This is a genomic window from Pseudomonas sp. Ps21-P2, assembly GCF_039672565.1.
In the GTDB taxonomy this organism is placed as follows: domain Bacteria; phylum Pseudomonadota; class Gammaproteobacteria; order Pseudomonadales; family Pseudomonadaceae; genus Aquipseudomonas.
Map to the genome: position 1 here is coordinate 206,008 of NZ_JBDFPL010000009.1, position 15,316 is coordinate 221,323.

General features: G+C 61.7%; 14 protein-coding genes and 1 riboswitch. Of the genes, 1 reads left to right on the forward strand and 13 read right to left on the reverse strand.

The window, feature by feature from the left end:
- Positions 1-42 precede the first annotated feature (42 nt).
- Positions 43-201: riboswitch (FMN riboswitch) on the forward strand.
- Positions 202-327: 126 nt separating this feature from the next.
- The gene (locus ABEH28_RS22400) at positions 328-822 is read left to right on the forward strand and encodes a 6,7-dimethyl-8-ribityllumazine synthase (protein WP_192171006.1); all 495 of its coding nucleotides are present in this window, start codon (positions 328-330) and stop codon (positions 820-822) included.
- A gap of 291 nt (positions 823-1,113) precedes the next feature.
- Here ABEH28_RS22400 and astE read toward each other — a convergent pair whose 3' ends face one another.
- The 13 genes from astE to ABEH28_RS22465 all read right to left on the reverse strand — a co-directional run bounded on the left by astE (position 1,114) and on the right by ABEH28_RS22465 (position 14,519).
- Positions 1,114-2,121: a succinylglutamate desuccinylase gene (astE, locus tag ABEH28_RS22405; RefSeq protein ID WP_346631108.1), complete on the reverse strand. Its 1,008-nt coding sequence runs from the start codon at positions 2,119-2,121 to the stop codon at positions 1,114-1,116.
- Positions 2,122-2,141: 20 nt separating this feature from the next.
- Positions 2,142-2,435: a topoisomerase II gene (locus ABEH28_RS22410; protein WP_065986195.1), complete on the reverse strand. Its 294-nt coding sequence runs from the start codon at positions 2,433-2,435 to the stop codon at positions 2,142-2,144.
- Between the two features lie 76 nt (positions 2,436-2,511).
- On the reverse strand, positions 2,512-3,858 hold the full coding sequence (astB, locus tag ABEH28_RS22415) for an N-succinylarginine dihydrolase (protein ID WP_346631109.1): 1,347 nt from the start codon (positions 3,856-3,858) through the stop codon (positions 2,512-2,514).
- A 70-nt stretch (positions 3,859-3,928) separates the two neighbouring features.
- Positions 3,929-5,398 carry a succinylglutamate-semialdehyde dehydrogenase gene (astD, locus tag ABEH28_RS22420; protein WP_346625429.1) on the reverse strand — a complete coding sequence of 490 codons (1,470 nt, stop codon included), beginning with the start codon at positions 5,396-5,398 and terminating at the stop codon, positions 3,929-3,931.
- Positions 5,395-6,420 (reverse strand): arginine N-succinyltransferase, encoded by a 1,026-nt coding sequence (gene astA, locus ABEH28_RS22425; protein WP_282372439.1) that lies wholly within the window; start codon positions 6,418-6,420, stop codon positions 5,395-5,397. The genes astD and astA overlap by 4 nt, the downstream gene beginning before the upstream one ends.
- 121 nt (positions 6,421-6,541) lie before the next feature.
- Positions 6,542-7,573 (reverse strand): arginine/ornithine succinyltransferase subunit alpha, encoded by a 1,032-nt coding sequence (gene aruF, locus ABEH28_RS22430; protein WP_192171002.1) that lies wholly within the window; start codon positions 7,571-7,573, stop codon positions 6,542-6,544.
- Between the two features lie 215 nt (positions 7,574-7,788).
- A complete protein-coding gene (locus ABEH28_RS22435) occupies positions 7,789-9,009 on the reverse strand; it encodes an aspartate aminotransferase family protein (RefSeq protein WP_346625430.1) in 1,221 nt (406 codons plus the stop codon).
- 224 nt (positions 9,010-9,233) lie between these two features.
- Positions 9,234-10,217, reverse strand: coding sequence for a transcriptional regulator ArgR (gene argR, locus ABEH28_RS22440; RefSeq protein ID WP_192171000.1), 984 nt, complete (start codon positions 10,215-10,217; stop codon positions 9,234-9,236).
- A 149-nt stretch (positions 10,218-10,366) separates the two neighbouring features.
- Complete coding sequence (locus tag ABEH28_RS22445; RefSeq protein WP_192170999.1) at positions 10,367-11,131, reverse strand: ATP-binding cassette domain-containing protein; 765 nt, start codon at positions 11,129-11,131, stop codon at positions 10,367-10,369.
- A gap of 21 nt (positions 11,132-11,152) precedes the next feature.
- A complete protein-coding gene (locus ABEH28_RS22450; RefSeq protein ID WP_346631110.1) occupies positions 11,153-12,265 on the reverse strand; it encodes a succinylglutamate desuccinylase/aspartoacylase family protein in 1,113 nt (370 codons plus the stop codon).
- 1 nt (position 12,266) lies between these two features.
- Positions 12,267-12,965, reverse strand: a complete 699-nt coding sequence (locus ABEH28_RS22455; RefSeq protein WP_133773343.1) for an ABC transporter permease — start codon at positions 12,963-12,965, stop codon at positions 12,267-12,269.
- Positions 12,962-13,651: an ABC transporter permease gene (locus tag ABEH28_RS22460; RefSeq protein ID WP_065986205.1), complete on the reverse strand. Its 690-nt coding sequence runs from the start codon at positions 13,649-13,651 to the stop codon at positions 12,962-12,964. Before ABEH28_RS22460 ends, ABEH28_RS22455 begins: the two co-directional genes overlap by 4 nt.
- A gap of 91 nt (positions 13,652-13,742) precedes the next feature.
- Positions 13,743-14,519, reverse strand: coding sequence for an ABC transporter substrate-binding protein (locus ABEH28_RS22465; RefSeq protein WP_192170996.1), 777 nt, complete (start codon positions 14,517-14,519; stop codon positions 13,743-13,745).
- Positions 14,520-15,316: the final 797 nt, after the last annotated feature.

Sequence of the window (15,316 nt, forward strand, 5' to 3'; positions counted from 1 at the left end):
AATCTATGTTACAAACTGCACGCCGACGGAAAACGCCGTTGGCAACGTTCTCAGGGCGGGGTGCGATTCCCCACCGGCGGTAATGGCGCGCAATGCGTTTAGCCCGCGAGCGCTTGCAGCGAGCTTACCCTCAATGCAAGGTCAGCAGACCCGGTGTGATCCCGGGGCCGACGGTATAGTCCGGATGAAGAGAGAACGGGACTGGCACAACAGGATCGTTTCGAGACCAATCCAGGCGCTTGGCGTCGCGGACGGTTTCGCACGTACCCTGGCATCCCATTCGATCCAAAACGCCCTGTTTTTTTCATTAAACAGGAGTAAGAACACATGCAACCTACCGCCATTCACGCTCACGAGCGCATCGCCTTCATTCAAGCCTGCTGGCACAAGGAAATCGTCGATCAGGCGCGCAAGGGCTTTGTCGCCGAGATGGCGCAACACGGTTACGCCGAGACCGACATCGATTTCTTTGAAGTCGGCGGCGCGTTCGAAATCCCGCTTCACGCCAAGTTGCTGGCCAAGTCAGGTCGCTACGGCGGTGTCGTGGCGGCCGGTCTGGTGGTCGACGGCGGCATCTACCGTCACGAGTTCGTCGCGCAATCGGTGATCAGCGCACTGATGCAGGTTCAGCTGGAAACCGAAGTGCCGGTGTTCTCGGTCGTGCTGACCCCGCACCACTTCCACGCCGGTGAAGAGCACCAGAAGTTCTTCTTCGATCACTTCGTACACAAGGGTCAGGAAGCGGCCAAGACCTGCGCGGACACGCTGACAAAGCTGCGTGCAGTGCGTCGGGTGAGTGAGGGGCAGAAAGCGGCGGGTTGATCACGAGGCGCCCACTGAAACCGGCACTTCAACGGCAAGATATATAGGGCCGTTGAAAACACCGCAATGTGGCGTAGTGAACACGGTCATGTGGGAGTGAGCTTGCTCACGAAGACGGCATTTCAGCCGCTACAAATTTAGCGGATGTACCGGCCCCTTCGCGAGCAAGCTCGGCTCCCACAAGTCCGCATTAGCGGGAAAATCACCGATGCCCCGCCTGACTCAACCAGAGCCGTCACAACCAAGTGCGCTCCTGCAATCATTGAGCGACTGCGATTTGAACAGGTCGCTTCAGGCCAACGTCTCTTCCGTCGCTGGCACGATCAGAATCCCCGCCCGCAGCCCGTTCTTGACGTTCGGGTTGGGGAAGATGATCCGGGCGCCCTCTTCTTCTATGACCCAGCGTGAGTCGGCCAGGTCTTCGGCCAGCACGTAGCCTTTTTCCAGCTCCGTGAAGTTCTCGATGTCCGCTGGCAAGTTCAGGCGGAAGGCGTCGCTGTGCTTGATGATCTCACGGGCTACGCTGAACAGCTGCAACCCGTTCAGATCCCCTGGCTCATCGGCTTCGGTGCCGGTGATCAGGCGTTCGAGGCAGGACTTCAGCTTGTCGAGATTGACCTGCTGGTTCTGCCCGAACGGGCGTGCCTTGCCCAATTCCAGGGTGAAGGCTTCGGCGTCGAGCTTGTCGTAGGTGTAGGCGCTGAACACGATCGACGACTTGTTCTGCAGCAGCACCGCTTCCATGCCGGCAGTGCGCAGCCGGGCGAGTTCGCGGCGGGAATGAGCGCGACCCTCCTTCCATGGGTACAGCGCGAACTGCTCGATCTTCGAACCGCGAATCGCCGTGTGCAGGTCGTAATGCAGGCGGTAACGGCCCGGAATATTGAAGAAGCTGGCGGCCAGACGCTCGAGTTCGCAGGCGCGCAAGGCTTCGCTGCCGCCGCTGTGCTCATGACGGCCATTGAACAGCCGGTTGACGTCCTGCTCGACGTAACGCCCGCCGCTGCGCATCGCTTCGGGATTGCCGAACAGGAACAGAATACGTGCGCGAGGCTTGAGTTCGCCCCGGGCGATGGCGTGAATCAGCGCGTCGAGCAGCTCGATGGGCGCGGTTTCATTGCCGTGGATGCCGGCGGACAGCAGCAGGTCGGTGCCATTGTCACGCGCTTCGGGAGGCCGGACTTCCAGCGCTCCCTCGGCGAGCCAGCGCATGCGAACGCCGTCGACGGTCAGCTGAGTCTTTTCCGCGGGTTCGCGACCCGCGAGGGTCAGTTCAAGCAGTTTGCCGAGGGCGAGCATGGGAAGCTTCCTGCGCAGGCTTAGTCGTGGGTGCAGTCTGGGCCGTGCACGTGGCCTTCTTCGTCGTCGCCGCTCATGTCAGCCGGTTCCATTTCCAGCTGCAGGCTGACCAGATTGGTCGCCAGTGGACGCAGCAGCAGGTTGGCGTATTCGGCATCGCCTTCTTCGACGTCAACGCCGATCAGCAACTGACCACGGCCGTCCTGTTGAATCCAGACTTCTTTGCCCTGCCAGATAACGGCAAGACGGGTGCAGGACGTTTCCAGCTGAGTGCCGTCGGTGTCTTCGAGGATCAAACGCAGCGCGTCGGTCATGGCAAAACTCTCTCTGTAAAAGCAAAAACATCGCCGCCTGACGCCACTTGGGCGCAGGCGTAACGGATGGGGTGCATCAATTGATCTGGAAAGGATAGACCGCGCCCAGTTTCAGGTGCTGCGTCAGCTCGTCCAGCGCCGTACGGCATTCAATCAGCAGTTGGGGATCGGCCAGATCACTGTCGCTCATGCGGTCGCGATAGTGCTTGTCGACCCACTGCGTCAGCGTGTCGTACAGCGGCGCGGTCATGATAACGCCCGGATTGACCGCCGCCAGTTCGGTTTCATTCAGGGCCACGCGAAGACGCAGGCATGCCGGGCCGCCGCCGTTCTGCATGCTCTGCTTGAGATCGAATACCTTGACCTCACTGATCGGGCTGTCGTCCGCCAGCAGGCGCTGCAGGTAATGCCAAACGCGCTCGTTGCTGCGGCACTCTTCCGGCACGACCAGCAGCATCGAACCGTCGGCGCGGGACAGCAACTGGCTGTTGAACAGGTACGAACGCACCGCGTCTTCCACGGCCACTTCACTGCGCGGCACGCAAATGGCCTGGAAGCGACCGCCACGTTGACCGAGTTTGTTGTGCAGTTCGGCGAGCATGGGCTCGGTATTGAGGAATGCGTCCTCGTGATAGAACAGGACCTCGCCATTGCCCACCGAGATCACGTCGTTATGAAACACGCCCTGATCGATCACGGCCGGGTTCTGCTGAGCGAAAACGACGCCCTCGGCGCTCAGGCCGTGCAGACGCGCAACGGCCTGGGACGCTTCGAGGGTCTGGCGGGCCGGGTATTTCTGCGGCGCGGGGAAACGGCTGTCGAACGCGGCGCGGCCGAAGACGAAAAACTCGACGCCGGGCTCCCCATAGCTGCGACAGAAGCGCGTGTGGTTGGCAGCGCCTTCGTCGCCGAACTGGGCAACGGCAGGCAGCGCCGCGTGGTGGGCGAAATGCTGTTGATCGGCGAACATTGCGCCGAGCACGCGGCTGGTGGTCGGGTGCTCGATGCTGCGGTGGTATTTGCAGTTGAGGTTGGCGGCGGTGAAATGCACGCGGCCGTCGGCGGTGTCGGCGCTGGGGCTGACCGTGGCGGCGTTGGCCACCCACATGCTCGACGCCGAGCAACTGGCAGCCAGCAGCGGCATCGACTCTTTGGCCGCGCGCTCAATGACCTGTGCGTCGCTGCCGCTGAAGCCCAGCTTGCGCAGACCGGCCACGTCGGGACGCTCCTGCGGGGCCAGCACGCCCTGGGTAAAACCCATCTCCATCAGCGCTTTCATCTTGGCCAGCCCCTGCAAAGCGGCCTCGCGCGGATTGGAGGATTGCTGGCAGTTGTTCTGGGACGCGACGTTGCCGTAGGACAGCCCACCGTAGTTGTGGGTCGGGCCCACTAGACCGTCAAAGTTGACTTCACAGGATTTCATCGGTGAGGCTCCGTGGATCTGTTTTTATGTGCACATTCTTCGACGTGCGCTGCGCTATCAAGGAGCGCGGTCAGTTCAGGGTGATGCCGGGCGTCAGGCTGGCAGGCAGCGCCAGGGTTTCGGTCTCCAGCGACGCCACCGGGTACGCGCAATAATCCGCCGCGTAGTAGGCGCTGGCGCGATGGTTGCCCGAGGCGCCGACACCGCCGAACGGTGCCGTACTCGCCGCGCCGGTCAGTTGCTTGTTCCAGTTGACGATGCCTGCACGGCTCTGCAGCCAGAACTGCTGATAGCGCGCCTGGGAATCTGACAACAGCCCCGCCGCCAACCCGTACTGTGTGGCATTGGCCTCTTCGATGGCTGCGTCAAAATCAGCGTAGCGAATCACCTGCAACAGCGGCCCGAACAGTTCCTCATCCTCACGATCTGCCACGTCACTGACGTCGATGATGCCCGGCGTCAGCAGCGCTGATTGCGCGACAGGCTGGGTCATTTCGAGCAGGGCAACTGCGCCGTTGGCCAGCATCACTTCCTGGGCATCGATCAGTGCCTGCGCAGCGGCCAGGGAAATCACCGAGCCCATGAACGGCGCCGGCTGTTGATCGAAGGCGCCGACCTGAATGGTCGAGGTCACTTCCACCAGCCGTGCCAGGAATGCATCGCCCCAGGCACCTTGGGGCACCAGCAGCCGGCGGGCACAGGTGCAGCGCTGGCCGGCAGAAATAAAGGCTGACTGAATCACGGTGTAGACCGCGGCGTCGACGTCCGCGACCTGATCGACCACCAGCGGGTTATTGCCACCCATTTCCAGGGCAAGAATCTTGTCCGGGCGACCGGCGAACTGTTGATGCAGGGAATTGCCGGTGCGGCTGGAACCGGTGAAGAACAACCCGTCGATGCCTGAATGCCCGGCCAGCGAGATGCCGCTGTCACGCGCGCCTTGCAGCAGATTGAGCACGCCCGCCGGCAGACCGGCCTCGATCCAGCATTGCACGGTCAGTTCGGCAACTTTGGGGGTCAGCTCGCTCGGCTTGAACACGACAGTGTTGCCCGCCAGCAACGCTGGCACGATATGCCCGTTAGGCAAGTGGCCCGGGAAGTTGTAAGGACCGAACACCGCCACCACACCGTGGGGCTTGTGTCGCAGCACGGCGGTGGCGTCGCCCAGTGGGCCGCTCTTCTCGCCGGTCCGCTCGCGGTAGCTCTGAATCGAAATCGCCACCTTGTTGGCCATGCTGGTCACTTCTGTCGCCGATTCCCACAGCGGCTTGCCGGTTTCCTCACCGATGCAACGGGCGATTTCATCGGCGCGATTTTTCAGCGCAGCGGCGAAGGCTTCGAGCACGGCAATGCGCTCGTCCAGACTGCGCGTCGCCCAGGCCGGAAACGCCTGACGGGCGGATTTGACCGCCGCGTCGACCTGTTCAGCTGTCGCGCTTTGGCCCGACCAGATGACCTGCTGAGTCACCGGGTTAAGGGAATCGAATGCGTCGCCCTGCCCGTCCTGCCAGGCACCGGCAATGTACAAAGTGTTCATCAAATACTCTCCCTAGCGGGCGACAGTTGCACGGCGCGGACTTGATCACCGGCGCTGAGGCGCAAGCGCTTGGCCGTCTGTGGATCGACCACCAATGTGCCAGCGGCAAGGCGCGCAGGCGCGGCGGTGACGCGGCAGTCTTCGCGCTTGCGGTTGTGGATAAGGAATGGCGTCGCATCGTCGCCCGGTGTGCCGACGGCCAGCACCAGCGCCTGGCTGTCGCGGACTGCGCGAATCTTGCTGGTTTCGCACTCGATGGCCGGGCCGGCGTCGAAAATGTCGACGTAACCTTGATAGCTGAAACCTTCGGCCTTGAGCATGGCCAGCGCCGGTTCGGTGCTGACGTGTACGCGGCCAATGACCTCACGCGCTGCCTCTGAGAGGAAGCAGCTGTACAGCGGAAACTTCGGCATCAGCTCGGCGATGAAGGCGCGGTTGCCGACCCCGGTGAGGTAGTCGGCCTGGCTGAATTCCATTTTGAAGAAGTGTCGGCCCAGGCTTTCCCAGAACGGCGAATGGCCGTGTTCGTCGGAGATGCCGCGCATTTCAGCGATGGTCTTGGTGCCGAACAGCTCCGGGAATTCGGCGATGAACAGCATCCGCGCTTTGGACAGCAACCGGCCATTGAGGCCATTGCGGTAGTCGGCGTGGAGGAACAGCGAGCAAAGCTCGGAGTTGCCGGTGAGGTCGTTGGCCAGGAACAGCGTCGGGATCTCCCGGTAGATGTTCAGCTCTTGAGAAGCGCTGACCGTCAGGCCGACCCGGTAGTTGTACCAGGGCTCGCGCAGCCCCACAGCGCCCGCGACAGCGGAAATGCCCACGACTTTCTCGTCGTCATCTTCGAGCACGAACAGGTAGTCAGCGTCGCCCCGCCCGGCCTCGCCACGGAAGGTTTTCTCGGCCCAGCCGACCCGGTGCGCCAGACGCTCTTCATTGGCCGGCAAGGTGGTCAGGCCTGCGCCGGTGCTGCGCGCCAGCTCGATCAGCGCCGGAAGGTCACTGCTGCGTACGGGACGAACGATCATGCTTTCTCCTCATGCCGGTGGTTCTGCAACCGCCGGCGAACTCGCTAACCTGCTTTACGGCGTTGGCCTGCGACTGCAGCGCCCATCACCGTCAACTCATCTCATCCATCGAGCCCGGCTTTCAGACCGCGACAATGCGCACGCTGGCGCCTTCGCCGACACCCAGCGCTTCGGCCGCGGCCAGGCTCAGGGCCACTGGCTTGCCCGGCACCCAGTCCAGTTCCAGCATCACCGCGCGGTAATCCTGCAGCTGGCCGTTGGAAACCAGATAAGGCCGCCCGCCCTTGACCGCATCACCGGTACTGACCGTGTCGACCTTGACCGGCACGACGCGGCTCTGGGCGATGGAGCGAATGCCGGACACCCGCGCGTGCAGGGTCGGCCCGCCGTCGAAGATGTCGATGTAATGATCGGTCTCGAAGCCTTCACGCATCAGGATGTCGAAGGTGATCTGGGCACGCGGATGAACCTGGCCCATGGCTTCCTGCGCTTCATCGGGCAGCAGCGGCACGTAGATCGGGTAATGGGGCATCAGCTCGGCGAGGAAGGTCCGGCTTTTCAGCCCGCACAGGCGCTCGGCTTCGGCGTAGTTGATGTCGAAGAAGTTGCGGCCGATGGCGTCCCAGAAGGGTGAGTCGCCGTGGTCGTCGCTGTAACCGACGATCTCGGTCACCACCGAATCGGCGAAGCGCTCCGGGTGGCTGGCGACGAACAGCAGACGGCCACGGGAATTGAGTTCCGACCACAGCGTGCCGACCAGCTCAGGCAGCACGTAGAAGCTGGTCAGCAGGCTGTTGCCGGTGAGGTCGTGGCACTGCGAGAGCACGTGGATCTTGTTGTGGATCTTCAGTTCACGGGAGGCGTGGACGAAGGTTTCGTTGCGAAAACTGTAGAACGGCTCGGAATAACCCGCCGAGGCGACGATCCCGGAGCAGCCCACCAGACGACCGGATTCGGTGTCTTCGAGGACAAAGAAGTAGGTCTCTTCGCCGTTGAAACTGACTTCCGCCGCGAACGAGGCTTCGGACGCGGCAATCTTGTCACTCAGACGTCCAGCGTCATCCGGCAGGGACGTGACACCAATCGGGCTGTCTGCCGCGAGTCGTTGAACCTCGCTCAGATCCGCCATTTGCGCGGGGCGCATCACCAGCATGGTGTCACTCCTTGAGAAAAAAATCGGGCCGGTAGTCCGGCAGGAAAAAACAAAAAGATGAAGCGCGTTCGACCTTGTAGGAGTGAGCTTGCTCGCGATAGCGGTAGGTCAGATGCAACCGTTTCGCTGACACACCGCGATCGCGAGCAAGCTCACTCCTACAGGGAATGTGTACGCCAATCAGCCGAAGGGCGTGTCCCGGTCGACCGAAAGACTTACACCCCGGCCAGCTTGGCAACCGCACGTTCGAAGCGGTTCAGGCCTTCTTCGATGTCGGCGTCTTCGACCACCAGGCTCGGCGCAAAACGCACCACGTCGGGACCGGCCTGAAGCACCATCACGCCTTCCTGCTCGGCGGCGTTGAAGAAGTCTTTGGCCTTGCCTTTCCAGGCGTCGGTCAACACGCAGCCGATCAGCAGGCCCATGCCACGCACCTGGCTGAACACGCCGTATTGCTGACCGATCTTCTCCAGACGGGCCTTGAACAGTTCGTGCTTGGCCTTCACCCCCGCCAGCACTTGCGGGGTGTTGACCACGTCAATGACTGCCTCGCCCACCGCGCACGCCAGCGGGTTGCCGCCGTAGGTGGTGCCGTGAACGCCAACAGCCAGGTGCTTGGCAAGTTTTTCAGTGGTCAGCATGGCCGCCATCGGGAAGCCGCCGCCGATGCTTTTCGCGCTGGAGAGAATGTCCGGCGTCACGCCGTAATGCATGTACGCAAACAGGTGACCGCTGCGGCCCATGCCGCTCTGGACTTCGTCGAAGACCAGCAGCGCGTTGTGCTCGTCGCACAATTTGCGCGCGCCTTGCAGGTATTCAAGTTCGGCCGGCAATACGCCGCCCTCACCCTGGATCGGCTCGAGCACCACCGCGCAGGTCTTGTCCGAGACGGCGGCTTTCAGCGCGTCCAGGTCATTGAAGGGGACGTGGGTGATGCCGGTGATTTTCGGGCCGAAGCCGTCGGAGTATTTCGGCTGACCGCCGACGCTCACGGTGAACAGGGTGCGGCCGTGGAAGCTGTTCAGGGCCGCGACGATTTCGTACTTGTCCGGGCCGTACAGATCGTGGGCCACGCGACGGGCCAGTTTGAACGCGGCTTCGTTGGCTTCGGCGCCGGAGTTACAGAAGAACACGCGGTCGGCGAAGGTGGCGTCAACCAGCTTCTTGGCAAAACGCAGCGCCGGTTCGTTGGTGAAGACGTTGGAGACATGCCACAACTTGTTGGCCTGCTCGGACAGCGCGCCGACCAGCGCAGGGTGCGCATGGCCCAGCACGTTGACCGCGATGCCGCCGGAGAAATCAACCAGTTCGCGACCCGACTGATCCCAGACGCGAGAACCCTGACCGCGCACGGGGATGAAGGCTGCCGGGGCATAGTTGGGGACCATCACCTGGTCGAAATCGGCACGTTGCACCGGTACTTGCTCAACGGACATCGGAGTCTCCTGAAGAGGAACGCCTGCCTGGAACTGGCGAGCGATGGAAGGATTGTAAGGACTGATTCGGGCCGGGCCTTGCCGCCAAGCGACAACTTCTTATAGCGCCAAACCGGCTTTTTACGGGGTTTTCGGCAATGCGACAAATTGCGTCACAAAGGCGCAGTTTAAACACTGGCGTGCGGTTGGGGCACTGTTGACTTCAGGGCGACCCGCCTGGATTTTCAACCGCGCTCGGCGGGCACCGATGACAATTCGAACGGGCTGCTGCTGCGACGCTGATTGCGGTCTTCGCGAGGGGTGGCGCCGAAGAAGTTACGGTAGGCGCTGGAGAAATGCGGCCCCGAAGAGAAACCGCAGGACAGGCCGATCTGAATGATCGATTTGCTCGTCTGCATCAGCATCTGCCGCGCCTTGTTCAGGCGCAGTTCGAGGTAATACTGGCTCGGCACCCGATTGAGGTACTGCTTGAAGATGCGCTCCAGCTGACGCCGCGACACGCACACGTGCTGGGCGATTTCGTCGGTGGTCAGCGGCTCTTCGATGTTGGCTTCCATTAACAGCACCGCCTGGGTCAGCTTCGGGTGACTGGAACCCAAACGGTTCTGCAGTGGAATCCGTTGACGCTCGCCGCCTTCGCGGATGCGCTCCACCACCAGTTCTTCCGACACCGCGCCGGCCAGTTCGGCGCCGTGGTCACGGGCCAGCACCGCCAGCAACAGATCCAGCACCGACATCCCGCCGCAGGCCGTCAGGCGATCGCGATCCCAGTCGAACAAATGGCTGGTGGCGATGACCTTGGGGAAGCGCTCGGCGAAATCGTCCTGCCAGCGCCAGTGCACCGCCGCACGGTACCCGTCGAGCAAACCCAATTGCGCCAGCGGATACACACCCGCCGACAACCCACCGATCACGCAACCGGCGCGGACCAGTTGCTTGAGCGCGCCGCCGAGGGCCGAAGACATCGGCGCCGGTGGCTCGTCGGCCAGCAGAAACAGCTTCTGAAACCCTTCCAGACGACCGACCCACGGCTCGCCCGGCAATTGCCAACCGCTGCCATCAATCGGCGGTTCGGCCTGCAGAAACGACAGTTCGTACACCACTTCGGGGTGAACGCGCTGAGCAACACGCAGGGCTTCCTCCGCCAGCGCCAGGGTCAAGGCTTTGGTGCCGGGCCAGATGAGAAATCCGATTCGATGGGCAGTCATGGCGTGCAATCCGAAACGTGTCGCTAAAAGGGGTCGCACGCCTGGCATGCGATGGGATTCTGTAACCTTCAGTCAATGGCTGCGGCCTGAATGACGCGCAGCATGAACCGTTCTGAAGCAAAACGCACCGCTCTCACGTGGGGGGCGGGTTACTTCAAACTGCCTGACAGGAACTGCTGCAAACGCTCGGATTTCGGATTGACCAGCACTTCACGGGGGTTGCCGCTTTCTTCGACCAGGCCCTTGTGCAGGAAGATCAGCTGATTCGACACTTCACGGGCGAAGCCCATTTCGTGAGTGACCACCACCATGGTCCGGCCTTCCTGGGCCAGCGCCTGCATGACTTTCAGCACATCACCGACCAGCTCGGGGTCCAGGGCGGACGTCGGTTCGTCGAACAGCATAACTTCCGGCTCCACTGCCAGCGCCCGGGCAATCGCTACGCGCTGCTGCTCGCCGCCGGACATGTGCCCTGGGTAGGCGTCCTTGCGGTGATAGACGCCGACCTTGTTCAGATAATGCTCAGCCTTTTCCAGCGCTTCTTTCTTCGGCACGCCCAATACATGCACCGGCGCCTCGATGATGTTTTCCATCGCCGTCATGTGCGACCACAGGTTGAAGTGCTGAAACACCATCGACAGCCGCGAACGCATGCGCTGCAGCTGTTTCGGGTCAGCCGCCTTCAGGCCGCCGTCCTTGTTGGAGACCAGCTTGAGCTCTTCGTTGTTGAGCAGGATGCGGCCGGATTTCGGCTGCTCCAGCAAGTTGATGCAGCGCAGAAACGTACTCTTGCCCGATCCGCTGGAGCCGATGATGCTGATGACATCGCCGGCCTTGGCAGTCAGCGAAACGCCTTTGAGCACTTCGTGACTGCCATAGCACTTGTGCAGGTCCTGGACTTCCAGTTTGTTCATGATGTCGGTTCTCACAAGTAATCAGTCACTGAGCAGGCGGCCGCTGCGCAATGGTGTGCGGCCGGCCACTTTGGCCATCCAGAAACCCGGCTGGGCGTAACGCAGTTTTTCGATGGCGAACAGCACCCCGGCGGTACCGGCACAGACGGTGGTGGCGCGATCGGTCAACGGGTCGATGACGTCGAACAGCGGCTCGCCGGGCTCGACCCAGGCCCCCGCTGGACGCAAGAAGGTCAGCACGCCGGGATGAGGCGCATAAATCATTTCGGTGCCTTCGAACGGCATGCCTTCGCAGGCTTCATGGCCAGGTTGCGGCCACTCGCCACTGATCAGGCCCTGCTCGGCCAGAAACGCCAGAATGCCTTCGGCGTAGGCCTCGGCTTCGGCCTTGCCGGTGTTGGCCTGACCGCCCAGTTCGAGGGTAGTCGCCAGGCAGGCCAGCGGTATCTGCGCGTCCGGAAACTGCTTGGACAAGCGCAACCACGGCAGCGAACAGGCTTCGTCGAACGAGCTGCCGCCGGAATCTTCGGCCAGCAGCGCGACGGTCACCCCCAGATGCGCCGACAGCGAACGCCACTGCGGCCAGTGCTGCGGCAAGGCGTACATGTGCAGCGAAGCGTCGGTGTCGCAATGCAGGTCCAGCACCACGTCGGCGTTGCAGGCATGACTGAGCAAGACGCGCTGCATCCCGGCCAGTTCGCTGCCGGCCGGCGGCAATTGCTCGAGCATATGGGCCATGGCCTGACGGATCAGTTTGACGTTGGCGTGGGGGTCGTCACCGAGCTTGCCCGCCAGCGCCTGGGCGACCGGCTCGCTCAGCTCGGTGAAATCGCGATTGAAATTCTTGCCGCTGCCGTACTCGAAACGGCCCTGGTGGTTGCCCTGCAGCAACTGGCCCAGACCGATCGGATTGGCGACCGGCACCAGCTCGATGACGCCCTTGAGCAGGCCCTGTTCTTCCAGCTGGGTCAGGCGTTTCTTCAATTCCCAGGCGGTGCGCATGCCCGGCAGCTCGTCGGCGTGCAGGCTGGCCTGAATGTAGGCCTTGCGCTCGCCCTGACCGAAACGGAACACACTCAGGGTGCGCTGGGTGCCGAGATTGCCCCACGGTAGATCGTGATCGATGCGCTGCATATCAGTGCTTCCTCGGGGCGAGGTAACTGAGCCAGCGGCGCTCGGCCAGCTTGAACAGTTTCACCAGAATGAACGTCAGGCAGAGGTAGAAAACGCCCGCCGTGATGTAGGCCTCGAACGGCAGGTAGAACTGCGCGTTGACCGCGCGCGCCGCACCGGTGATATCCATCAGCGTGACAATCGAGGCCAGACTGGTGGTCTGCAGCATCATGATCACTTCGTTGCTGTACTGCGGCAGCGCACGGCGCAGGGCCGATGGCAGCAAAATCCGGCGGTACATCTTGGCTTTGGACATGCCGATTGCCCGCGCTGCTTCGATCTCGCCCGGCGGCGTGGATTTCAGGCTGCCGGCGATGATTTCAGCGGTGTAGGCGCTGGTGTTGATAGCGAAAGCCAGGCACGCGCAGAAGGTCGCACTCGACAGCCACGGCCACAGGATGCTTTCACGCACCGCTTCAAATTGCGCCAGCCCGTAGTAGATGAGGAACAACTGCACCAGCATCGGCGTGCCGCGGATGACGTAGGTGTAGCTCCACGCCAGCAGATTGACCCAGGCGATTTTCGACACGCGCATCAGGCCCAGCGGCAGGGCAGCGAGCAGGCCGAAAAACAGCGACAGCGCGAGCAGTTTGAGGGTGATCAGCAGGCCGCCGAAGTACAGCGGAAGGCTTTCCCAGACGACGTTGTAATCGAAAATCATAGGTCTGCCACCCTCACGCCGGCCGAGTAACGTTTTTCGATGTAGCGCAGTACCAACAGCGAGACACTGGTGATCACCAGGTACATGGCCGCGACTGCGAGGAAGAAAGTGAAGGGTTCGCGAGTAGCATCGGCCGCCTGCTTGGCCTTGAACATCATGTCCTGCAGACCGACCACGGAAATCAGCGCGGTGGCCTTGGTCAGTACCAGCCAGTTATTGGTGAATCCGGGGATCGCCAGACGAATCATCTGCGGCACCAGAATGCGGAAGAACACCCGGCCACTGCTCATGCCATAGGCCATGCCTGCTTCGGCCTGCCCTTTGGGAATGGCCATGAACGCGCCGCGGAAGGTTTCCGACAGGTACGCGCCAAAGATGAAACCCAGCGTGCCGATGCCGGCCACCAGCGGGTTAAGGTCGATGTAGTCGTCGTGACCGAGCAGCGGCGCGATGCGGTTGAGCAGGTCCTGACCGCCGTAGAAAATCAGCAGAATCAGCACCAGATCGGGAATGCCGCGGATCACGGTGGAATACAGATCGCCCAGCCATGCCAGCCAGCGCACCGGCGACAGCCGCAATGCCACGCCGATCAGGCCGAGCACGATCGCCAGCGCCATGGAGCACAGAGCGAGCTGCAAGGTCAGCCATGCACCGTCGAGGATGACGGCTCCGTAACCTTTCAACATGTTGTTTGGCCCTCAAGCGCGGGATAGAAAAATGGCGCAATCAGTCGGTGCGGTGACCGGCTGCTTGCGCCATTGACGGCTTCAAACCACGTTACTTGCCGTAGATGTCGAAGTCGAAGTACTTGTCTTGAATGGCTTTGTATTTGCCGTTGGCACGAATGGCCGCGATGGCTGCGTTGAGCTTGTCCAGATCAGCCTTGTCGCCCTTGCGCACGGCAATGCCGACGCCGTCGCCGAAGTAGTTGACGTCGGTGAAGGCCGGGCCGACGAATGCGTAGCCTTTGCCGGATTCGGTATTCAGGAAGCCGTCCTGCAGCAGGGTGGCATCCGCCACGGTGCCATCGAGACGACCGGCGGCGATGTCCAGATAGACTTCGTTCTGCGAGCTGTACGGTTTGATTTCAGCACCCAGCGGGGCCAGGACTTCGCGGGCGAAACGCTCGTGGATCGAGCCACGCTGCACGCCGATGTTCTTGCCCTTGAGTTCGGTCAGCGCGTCGCTGACGACGGAGCCCTGCTTCATGACCAGACGGGCCGGGGTGTTGTAGTACTTGTTGGTGAAGTCGACGGACTTCTTGCGGTCTTCGGTGATGGACATCGAAGACAGGATGGCGTCGATCTTGCGCACTTTCAGCGCCGGGATCAGGCCGTCGAATTCCTGCTCGACCCATACGCACTTGACCTTCATCTCTTCGCACAGGGCGTTGCCGATGTCGTAGTCGAAACCGACGATGCTGCCGTCCGGCGCCTTGGAGGCAAACGGAGGGTATGCCGCTTCGATGCCGATCTTCATGGGCTTTTCATCGGCGAATACGGGCTGTGCCAATACGGTCAGTGCCAGCGCACCCAGCAGCATGAGCTTTTTCATTTCTTGGAACTCCATCGGTATAACGCGACAAATGGCAGTGAGCGAGACGCTCAATGAACAGGAGGAATCAGAAATTGCGACGCGAGGTGCCGGCGGGTCTCTGGACCCGACAAGCCTTCGGCGAGTGGTCGGCATTTTAGCGGCAGGCTGGAAGTCGATATTTCTTCAATGCGACAACTAGTTACAGAAGCACATGAAATCGTGATCAGGCCAATTGACATCCAAAAAGCTTTATGCAAGTGCCAGAGTTGGCAAACCTATCAACGAAGCAAATAACGCGCCCATTATTGGCAAAGCCTTATGATCCGGCAAGTCCAGCGTGGGAGCGGGTTGATTCGGGGCGATGAAATGCTTTGTTTTCGGGTGGAAACGCCCCACAGCGGGGCGGGAGGTTACCGGGGCGGGTGTGGGGTAACAAATCGATATTTCCCGAATCCTGAGTCTGAGAAACGTGAAGATCTAGAGCGTCCGCCTGGGGGCGGACTGTTTCGCCTTCGGCGAGTTACTTGGAAAAGCACCCCAAGTAACCAAAGGTGCTTGCTCTCGGTTAGGCCCTTCCTTCGTCAGGGTTCCTTCACTCCGGCCTTGCTCCGTGGGCCCGCGCCGAACGGACATCCATGTCCTGACGGCGCTCTCGCCGCATCCATGCGGCTCGACCCACTCCGCAAGACCTGCGTTCAGCCTGCACCAAAGTCGCGATTGGCGGTGTTAGAACCTCTTGCGTATGAAGATCAAGAGCAGATCAAAGGCAGATCAAAGGCAGATCGAGGGCAGATCGAGGGCGGATCGAGGGCGGA

Coding starts and splice junctions, on each gene's coding strand:
- ABEH28_RS22400 (WP_192171006.1), top strand. CDS start 328: ATGCAACCTACCGCCATTCACGCTCACGAGCGCATCGCCTTCATTCAA.
- astE (WP_346631108.1), bottom strand. CDS start 2,121: ATGCTCGCCCTCGGCAAACTGCTTGAACTGACCCTCGCGGGTCGCGAA.
- ABEH28_RS22410 (WP_065986195.1), bottom strand. CDS start 2,435: ATGACCGACGCGCTGCGTTTGATCCTCGAAGACACCGACGGCACTCAG.
- astB (WP_346631109.1), bottom strand. CDS start 3,858: ATGAAATCCTGTGAAGTCAACTTTGACGGTCTAGTGGGCCCGACCCAC.
- astA (WP_282372439.1), bottom strand. CDS start 6,420: ATGATCGTTCGTCCCGTACGCAGCAGTGACCTTCCGGCGCTGATCGAG.
- aruF (WP_192171002.1), bottom strand. CDS start 7,573: ATGCTGGTGATGCGCCCCGCGCAAATGGCGGATCTGAGCGAGGTTCAA.
- ABEH28_RS22435 (WP_346625430.1), bottom strand. CDS start 9,009: ATGTCCGTTGAGCAAGTACCGGTGCAACGTGCCGATTTCGACCAGGTG.
- argR (WP_192171000.1), bottom strand. CDS start 10,217: ATGACTGCCCATCGAATCGGATTTCTCATCTGGCCCGGCACCAAAGCC.
- ABEH28_RS22445 (WP_192170999.1), bottom strand. CDS start 11,131: ATGAACAAACTGGAAGTCCAGGACCTGCACAAGTGCTATGGCAGTCAC.
- ABEH28_RS22450 (WP_346631110.1), bottom strand. CDS start 12,265: ATGCAGCGCATCGATCACGATCTACCGTGGGGCAATCTCGGCACCCAG.
- ABEH28_RS22455 (WP_133773343.1), bottom strand. CDS start 12,965: ATGATTTTCGATTACAACGTCGTCTGGGAAAGCCTTCCGCTGTACTTC.
- ABEH28_RS22460 (WP_065986205.1), bottom strand. CDS start 13,651: ATGTTGAAAGGTTACGGAGCCGTCATCCTCGACGGTGCATGGCTGACC.
- ABEH28_RS22465 (WP_192170996.1), bottom strand. CDS start 14,519: ATGAAAAAGCTCATGCTGCTGGGTGCGCTGGCACTGACCGTATTGGCA.